This window comes from Streptococcus sanguinis (assembly GCF_050223295.1).
Classification (GTDB): Bacteria; Bacillota; Bacilli; order Lactobacillales; family Streptococcaceae; genus Streptococcus; species Streptococcus sanguinis_X.
This window is the reverse complement of the sequence record NZ_CP071424.1, coordinates 1,800,902-1,820,759: the sequence shown is the minus strand read 5'-3', so window position 1 is coordinate 1,820,759 and position 19,858 is coordinate 1,800,902. Positions and strand designations below refer to the sequence as shown.

Sequence of the window (19,858 nt, the reverse complement as noted above, 5' to 3'; positions counted from 1 at the left end):
AGCTAGTGTGACTTTTTTTATCTATAATCTCAGAGTGTTTGCTATCTTCTAGACCAAGTCTTAGGTAAGAAGAGCAGGAGAATTGGGTAGATTTCCAAACGTCCGCCAATCATGGCAAAGGACAGCAATAGCTTAGAAAAAGGACTGAAGATAGAAAAAGTATCCGTCGTCCCAATCATAGGACCGATATTGTTGAAGCAGGATAGAACACCACTGACAACTGTCATGAGATTGTTGTTATCCAGGCTGACGATGAAAATCAGTGCCAGCACGATCAAAACATAGGTTGCTAAATATTTGAGAACCTTGTGCTGGGTATCCTTGTCTAAGACTGCACCATTAACATGCATGGTTAGGACCCGATTGGGTGATAGGGTAGAGAGAATTTGATTTTTTGCAATGCGGGAAATGATAATCCCCCGAATAACCTTGAATCCCCCAGCTGTTGATCCGGCCGAGCCCCCGATACACATGAGCAGGAGCAGGATGACCTGAGAAAAGAGGGGCCACTTGACCGTATCACCATAGCCGAATCCAGTCGTTGTGATGATATTGGAGACCTGGAAGAAGGAAATCTCCACGCTCTTAGCAAAGCCTTGGTAGAGATGGAAGACATTAAAGGCAATCAAGGCAGTGGAAAGAAAGACAATCCAGAGATAGCCTCTAAGCTCTTCATCACCAAAGCAGGCCTTAAACTTGCGAATCAGCAGATAATAATAGAGATTGAAGTTGACACCGAAAGCCAAGACCCCAAAGCTGACCAGATAAGTAATCAGTGAGCTGTTGTAGTGAGCAATACCGTCATTGTATACGGTGAATCCTCCTGTACCAGCTGTTCCCATGGCGATCACAAGGCTGTCAAAGAGCGGCATACCCGCTAGGAAATAAAGCAGCGCAAAGATAGCAAAGAGAGCCAGATAGATGATATAGAGGATTTGGGCCGTACTCTTGAGCTTAGATACAACCTTGCCAAAGACTGGGCCCGGAACTTCTGCTTTCATGACCTCCAAGTGGCCATTTTTAGCATTGTCCATAATAGCTAGGGCAAAGACCAGCACTCCCATCCCTCCGATTAAGTGAGTAAAACTGCGCCAGAAGAGCAGCGAATGAGAGAGAACGCCGACATCGTTGAGAATAGTCGCTCCCGTGGTTGTAAAGCCAGAGCTGACCTCAAAGAAAGCATCGATGATGTCCGGTATCTGACCAGAGAAGACAAAGGGCAGGGCTCCGAAGAAGGACCAGAGAATCCAGCAAAGGGCTACAATCAGTACCCCTTCCTTGGCGTAGATATGTAGGTCCTTGGGCTTTAAATAAGAGCCTATGCCACCTAAAACTAGCAGGATAGCCATGGTCGCCCCAATAGAGAGAAAGACCTTTAAAGGTTCACCGTAGATTAGAGCGACGATGATGGGCACGATTAGCAGAGCCGCCTCAATCAGCAGTAATTTTGCCAGCAGGTAGCGAATCATAGATCTATTCATGTGGCCTACCTCGCTAACAGATCGTAAATCTGCGTGATATTTTGCAGCAGAGTGGTCACGACAATTTTATCTCCAACTTGCAGATTGTCATCGCCAGTAGGGAAGATGGCTTTACCTTGGCGGATAATGGCCGCAATCAGGACATCTTTCTTCAGATGAAGCTGAGATAGAGGAATACCAGTCATCTTGTTTTCTTCCTTGATTTGGAACTGCAGGGTCTCGATTTGGCCGTTGGCTACATGGTGCAGAGCTTCTAGGTTAGAGAACTGAGCATTGTAGCGACCGCGGATAAAGTGCATAACCGTATCAACGGCGATACCTTTAGGAGTCACGATGCTGGCAAAGTCTTGGTTATCAATGATTTCCAACAAACTAGTCCGGTTAACCTTGGTGATGTTTTTCTGTACACCCAGATTATTAAGGAACATGGAAGTAATGATATTTTCTTCATCTACACCAGTCAGGGTAGCGATGGCATCAAAGTTATTGGAGCGTTCCTCCAGTAGGATATCCTTGGCAGTACCATCTCCATGGACGACGTAGAGATCAGGAAATTCCTGACTGAAAAAGGTTGCCCGTTCATGGTTAGATTCAATGACTTTGAGCTCGATTTTACTATTCTTGAGAATATTGAGCAGGTAGTAGGCAATCTTTCCTGCTCCGATAATCATCAGGCTCTTAACCACTCTAGGTCGTACCATATTATGGAATTGAACGATGTCCAGGCGGTTACCTGTGACATAAATCTTGTCGCCGGCCTCCAAAGTGAAGTCGCCATCAGGAATTTCCAAGTGCCCTTTTCTCTCAATGGCACAAACAATGATATTTCCAAATTTCTTGCGGAACTGGGAAATACTCATCTGGCAGAGATTGCTGTCTTCCTTGAGTTTGAACTCCATCAGTGCCACTCGGCCATTGGCAAAGTGCTCTACTGACAGGGCATTAGGAAAGTCAATGATATTAGCGATATAGCGAGCAGTTAGGAGCTCAGGATTGACCACCAGCGAGAAGCCTAGGATGTTCTTCTCCTTAAAGTAAGGGTTGGAATATTCAGGATTACGCACCCGAACGACGGTTTCCTTAGCGCCCATTCGTTTGGCCAGAACAGCTGAGACCATATTGACCTCATCATGCTCAGTCATAGAGATGAAGATGTCACAGTGACTAACATCCGCTTGTTCTAAGATTTTGAAGTTAGCTCCATTGCCAGCAATACCGATAATGTCATAGCGCTTGGTAATCTGGTTTAGAACAGCCTCATCCTGCTCAATCAGGATAACATCATGATTTTCAGCCACTAAGGAGCGACAGAGGGCCGTTCCGACCTTCCCGCCGCCAACAACGATAATTTTCATAAGTTTAGATTCCTCCAAAGTATGTATCTATCATACTCTTTTTTCATTTAAATTTCATCTATAAAATACAGAATAGTCCAGTTATTTACAGAATTTCGGATACTTTTTCACTAAAATGGTATCTTCCTATGAAAATTTTTAAAAAACTAGAATTTTTTGAGCATTTTTTATTGACTTGTAGGCTGAAAGTGTTATACTAAATGAGTACCTTCATTGGTTTACCTCAAACCTGTTGTGATGTAAGTTAATGAAGCCTTAACCACGCTGTTTGCTGAGCTTGACTCCGGGCAGTGTGGCTATTTTTTTATCTAAAGAAAAATACTAGGAAAAATATTCTTATTATGAAAAATCATATCGTTCTTTTTGAGCCTCAGATTCCGCAGAATACCGGAAATATTGCCCGTACTTGTGCCGCGACTAATTCGCCGCTTCACATCATCAAGCCCATGGGCTTTCCCATTGATGATCGCAAGATGAAGCGGGCTGGGCTGGACTATTGGGATAAGCTGAACATCACCTATTATGAGAGGTTAGACGATTTTATGGAGCAGATGGATGGCCGTCTTTATCTGATTTCTAAGTTTGCAGAGAAGGTCTATTCTGAGGAAAATTTTGAAGCAGAAGGTTCGCACTATTTTATGTTTGGACGAGAGGACAAGGGATTGCCAGAGGAATTTATGCGTCGTCATCCAGAAAAGGCTTTGCGTATTCCCATGAATGACCAGCATGTCCGCAGCCTCAATGTTTCAAATACAGTCTGCATGATTGTTTATGAAGCCCTGCGTCAGCAGAATTTTGCTGGCTTAGATTTGATACACGAGTATGAAGCGGACAAGCTGAAGTAGCGGAATGAATGTATCTAAGCAGTTAATTTTCCTAATAGATAGGATACTATTGTTGAAACATTTTTAATTACATCAATCAAATTGCTTGCTCTGGCAGGCTTTTTTTGTTATGATAATGATGTCTTCAGGGCAGGGTGAGATTCCCGACCGGCGGTAATTTTTGGCTGGAAAATGTTTTTTCCTCAATGCCAAATCAAGTCCGCGAGCGCAAGCTGATGTGGTGAGATTCCACAACCGACAGTATAGTCTGGATGGGAGAAGACGAGAGGCAGTGAAGCATTCTTGCCGTTTAATCTTTATTTAAGGGCTGAGCCCTATACTAAATAATCATTAGCTGACAAGCTTTTTTCAGTGGCCTTTCCGGCTTCTCTAATTTTTATAAATTGGAGGAACCTGTGATGACAAATACTCGTAAGTTGGCGATTGTAGCAGTTTTGTCTGCTCTATCATTTCTACTCATGCTTTATGAGATTCCCTTGATAACTGAGTTTCTAAAGTTGGATTTTTCAATTATTCCGATTTTACTGGCTTTGGTAGTCTTGGATTTAAAAAGCTCTCTGGCAGTGCTCTTGATTCGCTCTGTCTTAAAGCTAGCTTTGAATAATAATGGCGTAGGCACTCTAATCGGTCTCCCCATAAATATGCTGGCAGTAGCTGTCTTTGTCTGTGCTTTTTCCCTCTTGTGGAAAAAAAGAAAGAGCTTATCTAGCTATGTGAAGGCTTCCTTGGTAGCAACACTTGGTCTAACGATTACTATGATCATTCTAAATGTTATTTATGCAGTGCCTCTCTATGCGAGGTTTGCTGGTTTTGATATTAATAAAGCATTTGGTCTTTCCAAGTATCTGCTGACCATGATTGTCCCCTTTAACCTATTAGAAGGAGTGATCTGGGCTCTCGTCTTTTGGCTGATTTACACGCTCTTGCAGCCCGTTCTAAAACGCTATGAAAAATAAACAATCTTATCTAACAAAGGGCTCTTTTGCCCTTTTACTTTTCGTCATGCTAGGCTACATGGTCAAGTTTTATCCTGAGCAGCTGACCAGTTTTGATACCCCGATTCAGACCTGGTTGCGGGGAGACTTGCCTGCAGCTTTGACGACTTTTTTCAAACTTGTAACCAGTGTGATTGATCCGATCGGAATTATCATCTGGGTTTCAGCTCTTGTCCTGTTTTTCCTATATAAAAAATGGAAGCTGGAAGCTGCCTTGCTAGCGGGAAATCTGGTCTTACATGGGATTTTGATTAAGCTGATTAAACTCGTTTACCAAAGAAGTCGGCCCAGTATTTCGCATTTGGTTGAAGAGGGCGGTTACTCTTTCCCTAGCGGACATTCCATGGCGACAGCCATTGTTCTTGGGACCTTGATTATCATTGTCCAGCAACGGATTCAAAACCAAAAAATAAAACGCTTGGTACAAGGTCTGCTCTTGGTCTATATTTTCACTGTTATGGCATCCAGAGTCTATCTGGGCGTGCATTATCCGACAGATGTTATCGGAGGAGCCTTGATGGGCTTTGCCATTCTCAATATCGAATTTCCCTTTTATGACAAGCTACGTTTTCAGTGGCGTTTCAAGGGAAAGCAGAAATAGCGTTTACTTTGATAAGAATAATCAATAGGAACAGAGTTACAGAGTCGAAAAATCATTTATGGCATAATTCTTGAGTTTTAGAATTCAAACTTAGTTTTGGATTTACAGTTATCATACACTGGCCGTTAAAAAATGAGTTATAATTGAATTATTGAAAAACACCAAATGGACATGGTAAGTAGTTCATTTGGTGTTTTTTTAGTTTTAAGCATTTTGCATAATATCTTGAATAGATAGCTTGCAAAGTAATTTGAATTTTTTAGAAAAAACATCAGGAGATTCTGGAATTGCTTGTGTAATCCATGACTTTATAATTGATAGAGTATAATTAACAAGTAATTCTTCAGTAAACTCTCTAGATAAACCCATTTTACTAGACAGTTGAATGTTTTGGCTAATCCAAGTCTTATATTGTTTCTTTAAAAAAAGTTCCCAATTAGGATCAGCTGCAGTTGAATAAAGATATTTTAGCCAGATTCTATTCTCATAAATTAATGGTATTATTTCAGAAGCAAGGAAGTCAATAAAAAGAGCATTATCGGATCCATTTGAACCTGGTACAAAATCTAGCATTTTTGACATTATTCGTTCGTCAATGTCATGATGAATAGCTTCAATTATTTCGTTAGGAGAGTTGAAATGATTTTTATAGATTGTTTGTCTCGCTATGCCTGCTTCTTCTGCAATCTCAGAAAAAGAAAAGTTAGATTTATCAGGATATTTTTCAGAAAGTCGAAAGAAAGCAGTGATAATATTTTCTCGCGTATCTTTGGTCATTACCGTTATTCTCCTTGTCAGTCAATATGTAGCCTAGTACTTCTATTGTTGTTATTAAAAAATTTTAGTCTAAGTATAATTAATTAGATTCAATATTAACAAAAAAATTACAGTTTGTAAAAAAATTTCTAAATTGCTTTTGATTATTCTGCAAAAGCGAGATATTTTGGCTACATTTTGTAAATTTTTGGTACTGGAAGCAATATAATGAAAATGTTATTATGTAATTTGTATTGCGTATTGTGTCTATGCTCTTTATCAAAATGGGAAATGTTTTCTAAAAGAGTATATGACTGGAAGAATCTTTAGGAATAGAAAGAGCTTTGAACAAATGAGACATAGTCATGAATAAATTAGAAAATATATCTGTAAAAAAACTGTTAGTTCAACTAATTATTCCCTCATTAGTTACAGCAATAGTAAGTGGATCTTATAATTTAGTTGATGGCATATTCATTGGACAGACCTTAGGGCTTGAAGGGAATTCTGCTAATACATATACATTTATGATATATGCCTTGGTCTATGCTTTTTCAGCTCTAGCAAGCGAAGGAACAGCATCCTTGTTGACAATCTCACTTGGCAAAAAGGATTACAAAAATGCCCGATTAATTTTAGATTCCTCTATCCAAGTTTCTTTAATTTTATCAATTCTACAGTCGATACTTTTATGGTTTTCCTTAGAAGGTTTATTGATTATTTTTGGGGCACCACAAGAACTGTATCATTATGTTAAAGAATTTTGCCTTACATTTCTTATTGGAGCGCCTATATATTTTGTCTCACACACTCTTTTGTACTGTTTGCGGGCTCAAGGTAAGATTAAAGAAGTTTTACATATCAATGCTATTTCATTTCTTGTGAATGCAGGGACTGGTGCAGTTCTAATTCTTGTATTTCATACTGGTTTTTTTGGATCAGCTTTATCTACAGTTCTGGCTAATCTTGCTGCACTTATCTTGACATTCAGAGAGTACACTGGAAAATCTAACGATTTAAAAATAGATTTGAAGAGCTTATTATTTATTGATAAAAAGCTTATCAATAAAATTATTGCAATGGGGTTGCCATTCTTTCTTACAACGGTCATATCTGTGATATTACTGATATTATATAATAGGGTTGCTTTTGATTATGCAGGTACTTATGGTATTGCAGCTTTATCTATAACTTCTTCAATCTATCGCTATATTATTTCTTTGATGAATGCTATTACAAATGGAGTTCAGCCTGTAATTAGCTTTAATTATGGTGCAAAAAATTATAGTAAAATAAAGCAATCACTTAGTCTTTCACTAATAATCAGCACAATTTTTTCTCTGTGCTTGTTCCTTGTAATTCAAATTTTTGCAGTGCAAATAGCTACACTTTTTAACTCAAGCGATCCGAAATTTATAAAGTTTTCTAGTACAGCCTTAAGACTTGTCATGATTTCGTTACCTGTACAAGGAATCATCAATATCGGAACTAACTATTTTCAATATATTTCTTTCTCGCGGATATCTACTTTTTTAGTTATTCTGAGACAAATAATTTTTCAAATACCTTTAGCGTTATTTTTACCAATTTTGTTTGGAATAACTGGCCTGTGGTCCTCTTATTCTATTTCAGATTTTTTGATACTTGTGATTATAATGTTTTGGCTAAAATTTATGATGACTAAATTGAGAAAAATTATGGAGGCATAAAATGACCTATATAGAGATGTGTAATTCTTTTAAACGATATAAATCAGGAGACAGCGAGATTGTCGCTAATAATAATATGAATTGCAAAATAGATAAGAGAGACGATGTATATCTATAAAGAGATAATTTAATTTTATCTATTCTAGGTTAGGTTCTGTAGTAAATTTCTGTTTAAAAAATATAAACATGTTAGAAGCATTAAAATCTGTAGATTGATTATATTTTGTTTTATATATATTATTTGAGTATAATTATATCCCTTTTTTTTATGGAAGAAGGGATTTTTCGAGTCACTGCCGGCTTTTGTGGTAGAATGGAATGTATAAAAACTTATAACCTCTTAAACTTTCATTATTGGAAGTTTTTAGAGGGTTAGCTAATCAATAAAGCTGTAGAAGTAAGTTTCGATTGCTTCTATCTTAGGAACGATCTTGCCATGAACTGGAGGGTAAGAAAGCTTTATATCTATAAGTGGAATGGAAGTTGCTCGGAAATGATATGAGTACATCATCAATGAAAGAGGCTTTATAATATAGCTTCTAAAACGAAGGATAGTGTTCCGGCCTTTTTGATCCACTTTGTAAAAAGGAGGGTCATTTCCGTTTTGAATCAAGAACTCATCGATGCTGTTTTGGCATTAGTAGATAGAATTCCCTCTGGGCGCGTGGCGACCTATGGCCAGCTTGCCCGTTTGATTGGGCAGCCTAAAAACGCTCGCTTGGTGGGAAAGATTCTCAGTCAGTCGGAACTTTATGGTAGCAAGCATCCTTGCCACCGGGTAGTCAATACAGCAGGGCGCCTCGCACCAGGCTGGGAAGACCAGATACACTTGATCTGGGCGGAAGGAGTGGACTTGAAGGCCAATGGCTGTGTAGATCTCAAGCATTATCAGTGGGAGCTATGACTTCCTCCTTTCCTTGTGAAAGAGGGAATTTTTGTTTCTAAACTCTTTTTTGTGGTAGAATGAAAGGTATGAAATCTTACAATTCATTGAATGATTATTATCGAAAACTTTTTGGTGAAAAAACTTTTAAGGTGCCTATTGATGCGGGCTTTGACTGTCCCAATCGGGATGGTACGGTAGCGCATGGAGGCTGTACCTTCTGTACCGTTTCAGGCTCGGGCGATGCCATTGTGGCACCAGATGCGCCTATTCGCGAGCAGTTCTATAAGGAAATTGACTTCATGCACCGCAAGTGGCCAGATGTTCGTAAGTATCTGGTCTATTTCCAGAACTTCACCAATACACATGAGAAGCTTGAAGTGATTCGTGAGCGTTATGAGCAAGCCATAAACGAGCCAGGTGTCGTTGGACTTAATATCGGAACTCGGCCGGACTGTTTGCCTGATGAGACCATCGCCTACTTGGCTGACTTGTCCGAGCGTATGCATGTGACCGTAGAGCTGGGCCTTCAGACTACCTATGAGGAGACCTCGGACCTCATCAATCGTGCCCATTCTTATGAGCTCTATGTGGAGACGGTCCAGCGAGTTCGTAAGCTGGCTCCCAAGGCGGAGATTGTCTCTCACTTGATTAACGGCCTGCCGGGTGAGACTCATGAGATGATGCTGGAGAATGTCCGCCGCTGTGTGACGGACAATGACATTCAGGGGATCAAGCTCCACCTGCTTCACTTGATGACCAATACCCGCATGCAGAGGGATTATCATGAGGGGCGGCTGCAGCTGCTCAGTCAGGAGGAGTATGTCTCCATCGTCTGCGACCAACTGGAGATTATCCCCGAGCATATCGTCATCCACCGCATCACTGGAGACGCCCCGCGAGATATGTTGATTGGCCCCATGTGGAGCCTCAATAAATGGGAAGTTCTCAATGCCATCGAGGCAGAAATGCGTCGTCGTGGCAGCAAGCAAGGCTGTAAAGCAAAGGAGCAGAGATTCGTATGTTAAGACCCTTACAGATGGCCCATGCCTTTTTGGCAGAAGTCGTGACCAAGGAAGATGTCGTAGTGGATGCTACTATGGGCAACGGGCATGACACCCTCTTTCTAGCTCAGTTGGCTAAGCAAGTCTATGCCTTTGACATTCAGGAGCAGGCTGTGGAAAAAACCCGCCAGCGCTTGACAGAAGCTGGCTTGGACAATGTTCAGCTAATCTTGGCTGGACATGAGACTCTGGACCAATACACAGAACATTTCAAGGCTGCCATTTTTAATCTTGGCTACCTGCCTTCGGCGGACAAGTCTGTCATTACCCGACCAGATACGACGCTGGAAGCTTTGGAAAAGGTCTGTTGGGGCTTAGAAAAAGGCGGCCGCGCAGCTATCATGATTTACTACGGGCATGAAGGTGGCGAAGTTGAAAAAGATGCGGTCCTAGACTTTGTCAGTCAACTGCCTCAGCAGGATTTCACTGTTGCCCTCTACAAGACCATCAATCAGATTAATAATCCGCCTTTTTTGGTCATGATTGAAAAATTGAGAGAAGGAACTTGAGATACAATAAGGATACAGAGAGAAAAGCCAGATAATAGGAGCTTTCAGTACTGTATCCTTATTTTTTAAATCGTGAAAATCGAATAATCAGGTCTAAATGAAGATAATTAAGGTGTGTGTAAATTTAAAATCTTATATTTTCTTACATAGAAGATATAAGACTTTTGACATTTTTCAGTTTATATGATAATCTATGACTATAAAAACAAAAAACGTCACAATGTTTTTAGGAGGAAGTTATGGCTACTGCTTTTACTGCTGAAGAAAAAGAAGTAATTAGAAAGAAATTACATAAAGTTGCAAAGGAATGCCTTCAAAGATATGGGGTTAAGAAAACCACAGTTGACCAAATGGCAGCAATGGTGGATATCTCCAAAGGTTCTTTTTATAATTTTTATTCTTCAAAGGAAATGTTATTTTTTGCGGTCTTAGAAGAATATCAAATAGATGTTATGAATCACCTGACAGAACAATTAGGTATGGAAGTCAAGATAGATACAAATCGTCTTGTACAGTTACTTTATGATTTTTATCAAGATTTTCGCTATTCATTTATGTATACCATATTTAAAAATCATGAAATGGAATTACTCATAAGAAAATTGCCGAAAGAGGCGATAACAAATCATCATCTGATAGATGATAGGATGGTAAAAAAAATTGTATCCCGAATCAATATTAGAGAAAATGTATCGGTAGAAATCGTCTCTGCTTTATTTAGAACGATTGCTATGACTATATTACACATCGAGGAAATCGGTGAAGAACAATTTGATACTACATTGAAGTTAGTCATACAAGGAATTGTTGAGCAAATTACTAAGGAGGATAGGTAATGGTGAAAGAAGCAATTAGAACCGCAAACCTTTCTAAAAGATATGGAACAAAAAATGTTGTCAACAACTTGAATCTATCAATAAAACCTGGTGAAATAGTAGGGTTTTTAGGACTGAATGGTGCAGGGAAAACAACGACGATGAGAATGATGCTAGGATTGATAAAATCTACATCAGGAGAATGCTATATTCAAGGAAAAAAGTTAGATCTGAATAATTTAGAACTTCGAAACGAAATAGGTTATATTATTGAGACGCCTTATTCTTATCCAGACTTAACTGTGAGAGAAAATTTAGAAATCGTTAGTAAATTAAGAGGGGTTAATAAAGATAATATTGACTGGGTAATTGAGAAATTAAAACTAAAGCAATATGAACATAAACAGGAGAAGCATCTTTCTTTAGGAAATGTTGCGCGTTTAGGAATTGCAAAAGCGATTATCCATAAACCTAAAATCCTAATTCTTGATGAGCCAACAAATGGATTAGACCCTTTTGGAGTTATTGAAGTGAGGGAACTATTAAAGGAATTGGCGAATAATCTAGGTACAACTGTTCTTATTTCAAGCCATAATCTGGAAGAAATATCTAAAATTGCTACTAGAATAGTCATTATACATGAGGGCAGACTTATAAGAGAAGTTGAAAGCAATGAATTAGAACAGTACTTAGAAAAGAAGTTATTAGTAAGTGGCTCTAATAATAAGGCCATGAAAGAAGTGTTATCTAACCATGGCTATCAGGTAAACATTCAATCAGACACAGAAAATAATATCCATTTCTTAGAACTAATTGATAAAAAATCTGTGGAGTATCCGGAAGAAATTGCTACATTGCTAGTCCATGCAGGTTATCCACCTAAAACACTGATTGTTGAAAAAGAAGATTTAGAGCATTATTTCTTAAGAATACTGAATGACTATAATGGGGGAATTTCAAATGAAAAAGCTTAGTTCCTGTATTTTAATTGAATGGGGAAAGTTAATAAAATCAAAACTTTCCATCGTAACTGCTTGTTCTATCTGTTTAGTTCCTTTTATTGTTGGGTTGTTTGCAACTATGATGAAATATCCAGAGAATTTCAAAAATCTTGGTTTGATTTCTGCAAAAATGGAAATGATAAGGATAACAGACTGGTCGTCGTACTTAATGACCGTATCACAAGTCATTTCTGTTGGGGGATTGCTCATTTTTGGATTTACAGCATCTTGGGTTTTTGGTAGAGAATATTCTGATAAAACGATGATAGACCTATTAGCGCTCCCGATGAAAAGAGATACAATCGTATTATCCAAGTTTATCGTTGTCGCTCTATGGAGCTATATTCTATCAATTTTTGCACTTTTATTGGGATTATTAGCTGGCAATCTGATTGGACTTGAGGGCGGGAGCTTAACGGTGATTCTCAAAGGTATACTTACTTTTGTTTTGTGTACTACTCTTACGATTGTACTCTCTACTCCAGTGGCCTTTTTTGCTTGTTTAGGCCGGGGATATTTGTCACCATTGGCATTTATCATTTTTACTATTATTTTTTCTCAGCTTGGTTCTGCTCTTAACTTTGGGAAATACATTCCATGGGCGATTCCTGCACTCGCAAGTGGTATTGCTGGAAAAGCGCTATTGAATTTTGGGAGCATTGTCAGTTTATTTGGGGTAAGTATTCTAGGTCTTATCGCAACAATAGCTTGGTGGAGGTATGCTGATTACGATTAAAATGAAGTGATGAAAATGCTAATAACACAAAACTAAGTCTTATTCATTTCCATTCAAAACAATCCCTCCTGTTCAGATTGAAAAACAAGAGGGGTTATATTATGACAATCGAAAGTTTTGGGGGAGAGGGGACTATGTGAATATCGTTGGCCTAAATGAAAAGATAGTTTCTAATATACGTGATTGGGAAAAAATGACCTTGTCTTTGATAAGTTAAGTGTCAAACCGTTCTCAGATGGCAGTTTTAGAATAAGATAAAAGCCTGTTTTTACGGGCATTAGTCAAACGAACATAGCATTGCCCCGAACAATGTTCAGCGAACTTCTTTAGATGTCGCTGGAGGGAAATTGCATATAGCCGGTGTACAAGTTACCTGTTTTCACAGGTGGTTAAGACTTCTCAAAATGAGCAAAAAAACAGTAAACCTTTGTGATTTACTGTTTTAAAAATTCTTTTATTCAATTAGACAAACTGGGATTTTTAGATTTTAACCCTTAAGGAAAATAAAATGGGCTATTCTCCTGAAGTATGTTCTATAACATTATAGTTTAATGCAAAGTGTAGCTATATAGTCATTTCCATAACGTGATAATCTATTTCTTTTATCACATGATTCATAAAAATCTATCATAGCGAGACCATTTTTAAGTTGTCCTCTAATCTGAGTTTCTAAGGTATGGCTAAATTCATATCCATATTCTGGATTTATGGATATCTTGCCTTCCTCTTCAAGCTCTTTTGAATTAAAAGGTATTGAAAACTTTAAAAATAATTCCTCATCAGGTTTGTCCCATACAATGTCAGCATCATACATGTATATCCATGGATTCATGAATCCGACCATTAACAGTCCACCCTTTTTCAATACTCGAGAGGCTTCTTTATACATGTTTTCTAAATCTTCTATATATGCATTTGAAACCGGATTAAAAATAATATCAAAAGTTTCATTTTCAAATGGAAATGGTTTTGTCATATCGCCTTGAACTGTATTGATTTTTAAGCCTTCTCTTTTAGCAACCAACTCATCTCTTTGTAATTGTGATTTAGAAAAATCCATTATGGTTACATCATAACCCTTTATAGCAAAAACTGGTCCCTGCTGTCCACCACCACAAGCTAAACCTAATATCTTTTTTCCGTTTGCTTTTTCAAACCATTCTTTTGGAACTTTTTTCCCGACAGTTAATGCAACAGAAATTGGATGTTTTCTAACTTCTTCTAATTCTTCATGTGTCAATGGCTCAGTATAGTCATTTTTTACATTATTCCATCTATCTTCATTTAATTTTATATAATTGTTCATCTTATAATCTCCTCATAATTTTATATTATTTCGATTTAAGTTGAATATGTTGCCATTACATTTTTCTCACCTCTACAAATTCCAATTTGGCGCACTGTAGATGATCTTCATTTCATATACTACATCTGAAATGCTGTTATCCAAAAACATATTCCGGCTATAAGTGAAATCGGAGTCATAACATATTTTTCTTTCTTACTTTTTGAAATCATGTTCATAATCGTATTCAAGGATAGGTAAGCGGCAAAGAAGAAACAAATATATTTAGTAACCTTGAAAGACAGCCACAGGGGAATAAAACCTCCGGCTTGCAAAATAATGATCATGGCAAAAATTTGAATAGCTATCGAAATGACTGCCGCAAGTCTAAATTTCTTAGGTAAGATTTTATGTTGTCCACCCATTGTATATTCGCCCAAAGGCAGACCGCAAGCAACAAGAACTGTCATAATTGCTATAATTCCAAATAATACTGCACCTAATATTGAAAACATAAATCACTATTCTCCCTTCGCAGAATACAAAAAATTTTAATTACAAATTCAACTTTGTTTCACTTAATGTTCCTATAAAATTATAAGGAATTCTTGTCAAATGTTCAAGTTTTATAGGTCTTTCTCAAGCTGGTCTGTTGATTTCCCTTTTCCTTTGTTCTTCCACCAATCGCTCAGGTCGACTATGGATTGAGCGGCGGAAGGGATGAGAAGGAGGACATAGATATAGACATACTGGCTCTTGGTTTCCCAGAAGAAGTGGAAGAGGCCGCCCCCCAAGAGAAAGATGAAGGGATAGAGGTCAAAAGGCGTCAGCTTTTCCTCGGCGACGAAAAATTTATGCAGGATAAAGAAACAGGAGAGCAGATAGATACTAGCTAGCAGGGTCAAGAGCAGGAAATTAACAATCTGATAACCTTTTCTTTCCTCATAAATGCTGCGCAGGACAGCTGGTTTCATATATTGCTGGCGCTCAATCTGAGGTCCAGTCCAAATAGACTGAAAAGTTGGCTCAGTCCAGGTCGACTTGACCTTTTCGTAGAAGAATTTGAGCGCATAAGCCGGATGCTTACTGAAGTGAATCAAAATGTCCTTCAAATCCCGAGTAGCCATTTCTGTAGCCAATTTTTCATCGTATTTGTTGCGCTTGAGAATCTTGGTATTGTAGGCATCGTACCAGCCTCCCAAGGTCTGCCGATTGGGATCATCCCGCAGGCCCATAGTGATGTAGGCGATTTTTGGGGTACCGACACCAATCTTGCCCCCAATCAGCTGCTCATAGTAGGCCGTCAGACCCTTGTTTGAAAGGACGATACCGGCTAAAATCAGGATGATAGCTAAGGGTTTCTTCCAAGACCATTTATAAAAGATGGACAGGAAGCAGACTCCAATCAGCATGATGGCAAAGATGATGTAGTTGTTGCGCAGGAGGCAGGCCAGACTGATACTGGCCGCTCCCAGCAAGGCATAGAGCAGGTTTCCTTTCTGATCCAGCTTGATAAAAGCATAGAGACTGAGCAGACAGAAGAAGAGCCCGGGAATGGTACCGTAGACAAAGAGGATGAAAAAGAGCTGTGGTAAAAAGAGAAAGGTCAGTAGAATCGTGTATTTCTGAATCATTTCTCTGGCATTGAGGAGAGCTGTGATTTTGTAAATTAAGAAATGACTGAGTAAAGTCCAGACGACATTCATGCTAAAAACAAACTGAGTCGTCGGAGAAATAAAAGCATAAAGTCGCTCCAGAGTCATCAGTCCTAGCTGATGGGGATTGCGATACATGTAGCTTCCGACGGTTGTCAGCGAGCTGTAATCTCCTCGGTTGAAGGCCAGCGCTGCATTGAAAACGTGCTTGGCGTCAGCTCGGATGCGGCCATCGTAGGCCGTTATCAGAAAAATCGCTGCTGCTATAAAGAGGAAGGACAAAAACCAAAAAAGATGCTTGGTCTGAACCTTTTCCAACAGGGGCCGGATTAAAAAGAGGCTGAGGAGAAAAAGTAAGAGTATAGGGTAGAAATACCAAGGATTACTGACGAATTGGACCCCTTCAGCAATCCTTAAAGGGATGTAAGTATGGGACAGCAGAATCTGTCCAGACAGGAAAAGTAAGGCAATCGCAGTCATGGTCAGAATCAGGAAGTAGCCTAGGTTGAAGATGGTATTAGAAAATTGCTTCATGAGGACCTGCCCTCCACCTTGACGAAATAGCGGTCTTCTCCCAGCTCAATCAGCTCGACTGGCTGGGGATAAAATCGATCCATGACCTCTTTTTGAAAAATGTCTTCTTTAGGACCTTGGGCTATGATTTCACCTTCTTTTAGGAGCAGGACATGATCCATAGCAGCAGTGATTTCCTCTACATGGTGGGTGACATAGAGGATGGTTGGAGCTTGGTCCATCTGTGTAATCTTACCAATCTGATCCAGCAGGCGCTCGCGGGCAAAGAGATCCAGACCGCTGGTCGCTTCGTCTAGGATAAGTAGTTCTGGCTTTTCCATGAGACTGCGTGCAATCAGCAGGAGCTGCTTTTCCCCTTGAGACAGACTGATGTAGCTTCGGCCAATCAATTCTTGCCCGCCAATGGAAGCCAGCATTTCCCTAGCTTGGTCCAGCTCCTCTTGCCCGTAAGGAGCGTAGAGAATACTGCTTTTATACTTGCCTGTCAGGACGATTTCTTCAGCTATGAGACGGCTGGGCAGGCGTTCAGCAATGAAGGAGCCAACTACTCCAATCTTAGTTCGCAGTTGAGGAATGTCGCCGGCGCCAAATTCTGTACCGAGAACCGTCACCTTGCCCTTAGTCTTCCAATGCTCAGCCATGAGCAAGCGCAGGAGAGTAGACTTTCCAGAACCGTTGAGACCGAGAATAGCCCAATGCTCCCCCTTTTTCACCTGCCAGTTGAGATCTTTTAAGATGGTTCGGCCTTGTTTAGCCAAGCTCACATTTTCCAGTTTGATAATCTTTTCCATTTTTACTCTTTCTTTCGTTAAATCTCCTTTATTATAACAAAATTTATGGTAAAATAACTGATAGGAGGAGTCAAATGTTTCATAAAAGTAAGCTGATGTTTTGGACCAGTGAGGTCCTTTTGCTAACGATTATCTTCTTTATCTGGCGCCAAATGGGGGATATGATAACCCCGATTGTTAGCGTTGTGAATACCATCTTGATTCCCTTTCTTGTGGGAGGATTTCTTTATTATATTACGAATCCGCTGGTGAAATTTCTCCAGGACAAGCTCAAAATCAACCGAATGATTGGGATTCTGATCACGCTCAGCCTTTTGTTTGGCTTAATTGCTTTGGGCGTTATTTACCTCTTGCCGATTTTGATTAATCAGCTGAGCAGTTTGATTAATTCAACGCAAGGACTTTATTGGGAAATTCAAAGTTTTGTTAATCAATTATCTAAAAATCCGCTCTTTCGAAATCTGAATATCCAGTCCACCATCCAGCAGCTCAATCTGTCTTATGTGGATATTCTGCAGAATATTCTCAACAGTGTGACCAACAGTCTGGGTAGTGTTCTGTCAGCAGTCGTCAATACGCTGATGATTTTGATTATGACACCGATTTTCTTGGTTTACTTCCTCATGGACGGCCATAAGCTTTTGCCCATGCTGGAGCGGACAGTCCTCAAGCGCGATAAGCTCAATATCTCTAGTTTGCTGACTAATCTCAATGCTACTGTTGCCCGCTATATCAGCGGAATTTCAATCGATGCCCTGATTATCGGTGCTCTGGCCTATATTGGCTATAGCGTGATTGGGCTCAAGTACGCTTTGGTCTTTGCTATTTTCTCCAGTCTGGCTAATCTGATTCCTTATGTAGGACCGAGTATCGGCTTGATTCCCATGGTCATTACGTATGCTTTTACCGATCCTCAGAAGATGGTGGCGGCCTTGATTTACATGTTGATTATCCAGCAGGTCGATGGCAATATCCTCTACCCCCGTATCGTTGGCGGTGTGATGAAGGTCCATCCTATTACCATCATGGTGCTCTTGCTCTTATCCAGCAATATCTATGGTGTGCTGGGGATGATTGTGGCAATCCCGACCTATTCTATCCTCAAGGAAATCGCCAAGTTCTTGGCTAACCTCTATGATAATCACAAGGAAGCCCAGCAGCAGAAGAAGAACGAAGAGTTTGGGATTATTAATAAATAAGGATGAGTTTGGAAATCGATTGATTCCAGAGTCTCGATACCAGAAAATAAGACGGAAGGAAGGCCTTCCGTCTTATTTTCATTTCCTGTGCACTAAATTTAAAAATATGATATAATCAGATTTACCTATACTTTTCGAGGAGAAAGAATCAATGGAAGACCCTGGCAGTCAGAATATTTTATGGCAAGCCTTACTACTGTTTATATTGACTTTGTTAAATGCCTTTTTCTCAGCAGCTGAGATGGCAATGGTATCGCTCAATCGAGCGCGTGTGGAGCAAAAGGCTGAAGAGGGGGACCTCAAGTATATCCGTCTCTTGGCAGTCTTAGAAAGCCCCAATAACTTCTTATCAACTATTCAGGTTGGGATTACAGTTATCAATATCCTGTCTGGGGCCAGCTTTGCGGATAATCTGGGAAAACTGTTCTCTTCTTGGATGGGAAATTCCGAAACAGTACGTGCTATCGGAACTTTCTTGGCTTTGGTCTTGTTGACATATATTTCTATTGTTTTGGGCGAGCTTTATCCGAAGCGCATTGCCATGAACCTGAAAGACAATCTAGCTGTGCGGGCTGCACCAGTTATTATTTTTCTTGGCAAGATTGTCAGTCCCTTCGTTTGGTTGCTGTCAGCGTCGACTAATCTACTGAGCCGGATAACCCCGATGAAGTTTGATGATGCAGACGAAAAGATGACACGGGATGAGATTGAGTATATGCTAACCAATAGTGAGGAGACCTTGGATGCAGATGAGATTGAGATGCTGCAGGGGATTTTCTCTCTGGATGAGCTGATGGCGCGTGAACTGATGGTGCCGCGGACGGATGCCTTTATGGTGGACATTCAGGATGACACCAAAGAAATTATCGAAAGCATTCTCAAACAGAGTTTTTCGCGGATTCCCGTCTATGATGGGGATAAGGACAATGTCATCGGTCTGATTCATACCAAGCGATTGCTTAATGAAGGATTCATCAATGGTTTTGACAATATCGTTCTGCGTAAGATTTTGCAGGAGCCGCTCTTTGTACCGGAAACCATGTTTGTCGATGATTTGCTTAAGGAGCTGCGCAATACGCAAAATCAAATGGCGATTCTCTTGGATGAGTATGGCGGAATGGCTGGTCTGGTCACACTGGAAGATCTCTTGGAGGAGATTGTCGGTGAGATTGATGATGAGACTGACAAGGCTGAAATCGAAGTCCATGAAATCGGTGAGAATACCTACATCGTATTAGGAACCATGACTCTCAATGACTTTAATGAATATTTTGAAGTTGAAATTGAAAGCGACGATGTGGATACGATAGCTGGTTATTACTTGACTTGTGTAGGGACTATTCCAGATCCGAAAGAACGCATTAGCTACGAAGTCGAAAGTCAAAATAAGCTACTCATTTTGACCAATGACAAGGTTAAAAATGGCCGTGTTACGAAGGTTAAGGTTGAAATTTCTGACATTATTGAAGAAGCAGAAAAGGCTGAGAAATAAACTCAGCCTTTTAAGTTTCTTTCAAGTTTTTTATAAGTCTGTCTTAAGTTTCTGGGATTATACTAATAGCATCAAAATAGAAATGAGGACAGTCCAATGACATCTAAAGTTACCCTATATGATAAGCAAGTATTGACATTCCCCTCAGGCGC

The 19,858-nt window shown here is 39.7% G+C and carries 19 protein-coding genes and 1 riboswitch; of the genes, 12 read left to right on the top strand and 7 right to left on the bottom strand.

Going from position 1 to position 19,858, the window contains the following annotated elements:
* Positions 1 to 41: 41 nt before the first annotated feature.
* Together J1C77_RS08935 and trkA are read right to left on the bottom strand one after the other, a co-directional pair.
* Entirely contained in the window at positions 42 to 1,481 is a 1,440-nt protein-coding gene (locus J1C77_RS08935; protein WP_002897029.1) for a TrkH family potassium uptake protein, read from the bottom strand.
* A gap of 5 nt (positions 1,482 to 1,486) precedes the next feature.
* Positions 1,487 to 2,836 carry a Trk system potassium transporter TrkA gene (gene trkA / locus J1C77_RS08930; RefSeq protein ID WP_002920574.1) on the bottom strand — a complete coding sequence of 450 codons (1,350 nt, stop codon included), beginning with the start codon at positions 2,834 to 2,836 and terminating at the stop codon, positions 1,487 to 1,489.
* Positions 2,837 to 3,177: 341 nt separating this feature from the next.
* Between trkA and J1C77_RS08925 the strand changes: the two genes are divergently transcribed.
* The 3 genes from J1C77_RS08925 (at position 3,178) to J1C77_RS08915 (ending at position 5,277) form a co-directional block, all read left to right on the top strand.
* Positions 3,178 to 3,681, top strand: a complete 504-nt coding sequence (locus J1C77_RS08925) for a tRNA (cytidine(34)-2'-O)-methyltransferase (protein WP_042762743.1) — start codon at positions 3,178 to 3,180, stop codon at positions 3,679 to 3,681.
* A gap of 116 nt (positions 3,682 to 3,797) precedes the next feature.
* Positions 3,798 to 3,948: riboswitch (FMN riboswitch) on the top strand.
* Positions 3,949 to 4,079: 131 nt separating this feature from the next.
* Entirely contained in the window at positions 4,080 to 4,637 is a 558-nt protein-coding gene (locus tag J1C77_RS08920; protein WP_002920576.1) for an ECF transporter S component, read from the top strand.
* Positions 4,627 to 5,277: a phosphatase PAP2 family protein gene (locus J1C77_RS08915; protein ID WP_002920577.1), complete on the top strand. Its 651-nt coding sequence runs from the start codon at positions 4,627 to 4,629 to the stop codon at positions 5,275 to 5,277. Before J1C77_RS08920 ends, J1C77_RS08915 begins: the two co-directional genes overlap by 11 nt.
* 204 nt (positions 5,278 to 5,481) lie before the next feature.
* On the opposite strand, the gene J1C77_RS08910 is transcribed toward J1C77_RS08915, so the two are convergent.
* Complete coding sequence (locus J1C77_RS08910; protein WP_002920578.1) at positions 5,482 to 6,054, bottom strand: TetR/AcrR family transcriptional regulator; 573 nt, start codon at positions 6,052 to 6,054, stop codon at positions 5,482 to 5,484.
* A gap of 344 nt (positions 6,055 to 6,398) precedes the next feature.
* Here J1C77_RS08910 and J1C77_RS08905 point away from each other — a divergent pair, with 344 nt between their 5' ends.
* The 7 genes from J1C77_RS08905 to J1C77_RS08875 all read left to right on the top strand — a co-directional run bounded on the left by J1C77_RS08905 (position 6,399) and on the right by J1C77_RS08875 (position 12,750).
* On the top strand, positions 6,399 to 7,742 hold the full coding sequence (locus tag J1C77_RS08905; RefSeq protein ID WP_002920579.1) for an MATE family efflux transporter: 1,344 nt from the start codon (positions 6,399 to 6,401) through the stop codon (positions 7,740 to 7,742).
* Positions 7,743 to 8,346: 604 nt separating this feature from the next.
* Positions 8,347 to 8,646, top strand: a complete 300-nt coding sequence (locus J1C77_RS08900) for an MGMT family protein (RefSeq protein WP_162091597.1) — start codon at positions 8,347 to 8,349, stop codon at positions 8,644 to 8,646.
* 59 nt (positions 8,647 to 8,705) lie between these two features.
* Positions 8,706 to 9,653: a TIGR01212 family radical SAM protein gene (locus J1C77_RS08895; RefSeq protein WP_002913245.1), complete on the top strand. Its 948-nt coding sequence runs from the start codon at positions 8,706 to 8,708 to the stop codon at positions 9,651 to 9,653.
* Complete coding sequence (locus J1C77_RS08890; RefSeq protein WP_002920583.1) at positions 9,647 to 10,198, top strand: tRNA (mnm(5)s(2)U34)-methyltransferase; 552 nt, start codon at positions 9,647 to 9,649, stop codon at positions 10,196 to 10,198. The genes J1C77_RS08895 and J1C77_RS08890 overlap by 7 nt, the downstream gene beginning before the upstream one ends.
* Before the next feature lie 239 nt (positions 10,199 to 10,437).
* Entirely contained in the window at positions 10,438 to 11,034 is a 597-nt protein-coding gene (locus J1C77_RS08885; protein ID WP_002909111.1) for a TetR/AcrR family transcriptional regulator, read from the top strand.
* Complete coding sequence (locus J1C77_RS08880; RefSeq protein ID WP_002920584.1) at positions 11,034 to 11,987, top strand: ABC transporter ATP-binding protein; 954 nt, start codon at positions 11,034 to 11,036, stop codon at positions 11,985 to 11,987. Before J1C77_RS08885 ends, J1C77_RS08880 begins: the two co-directional genes overlap by 1 nt.
* Positions 11,974 to 12,750, top strand: coding sequence for an ABC transporter permease (locus tag J1C77_RS08875; protein ID WP_042763167.1), 777 nt, complete (start codon positions 11,974 to 11,976; stop codon positions 12,748 to 12,750). The genes J1C77_RS08880 and J1C77_RS08875 overlap by 14 nt, the downstream gene beginning before the upstream one ends.
* A gap of 541 nt (positions 12,751 to 13,291) precedes the next feature.
* On the opposite strand, the gene J1C77_RS08870 is transcribed toward J1C77_RS08875, so the two are convergent.
* From J1C77_RS08870 to J1C77_RS08855, 4 genes are all read right to left on the bottom strand, one after another.
* A complete protein-coding gene (locus J1C77_RS08870; RefSeq protein WP_002913250.1) occupies positions 13,292 to 14,056 on the bottom strand; it encodes a class I SAM-dependent methyltransferase in 765 nt (254 codons plus the stop codon).
* Between the two features lie 119 nt (positions 14,057 to 14,175).
* Positions 14,176 to 14,550 (bottom strand): hypothetical protein, encoded by a 375-nt coding sequence (locus J1C77_RS08865; RefSeq protein ID WP_002905901.1) that lies wholly within the window; start codon positions 14,548 to 14,550, stop codon positions 14,176 to 14,178.
* A gap of 111 nt (positions 14,551 to 14,661) precedes the next feature.
* Positions 14,662 to 16,224: a hypothetical protein gene (locus tag J1C77_RS08860; RefSeq protein WP_002905902.1), complete on the bottom strand. Its 1,563-nt coding sequence runs from the start codon at positions 16,222 to 16,224 to the stop codon at positions 14,662 to 14,664.
* Positions 16,221 to 17,015: an ABC transporter ATP-binding protein gene (locus tag J1C77_RS08855; protein ID WP_002920586.1), complete on the bottom strand. Its 795-nt coding sequence runs from the start codon at positions 17,013 to 17,015 to the stop codon at positions 16,221 to 16,223. Before J1C77_RS08855 ends, J1C77_RS08860 begins: the two co-directional genes overlap by 4 nt.
* Before the next feature lie 74 nt (positions 17,016 to 17,089).
* Between J1C77_RS08855 and J1C77_RS08850 the strand changes: the two genes are divergently transcribed.
* Together J1C77_RS08850 and J1C77_RS08845 are read left to right on the top strand one after the other, a co-directional pair.
* Positions 17,090 to 18,214: an AI-2E family transporter gene (locus J1C77_RS08850; RefSeq protein WP_002894636.1), complete on the top strand. Its 1,125-nt coding sequence runs from the start codon at positions 17,090 to 17,092 to the stop codon at positions 18,212 to 18,214.
* A 151-nt stretch (positions 18,215 to 18,365) separates the two neighbouring features.
* Complete coding sequence (locus tag J1C77_RS08845) at positions 18,366 to 19,706, top strand: hemolysin family protein (RefSeq protein ID WP_002920589.1); 1,341 nt, start codon at positions 18,366 to 18,368, stop codon at positions 19,704 to 19,706.
* The last annotated feature ends 152 nt before the right edge of the window (positions 19,707 to 19,858 follow it).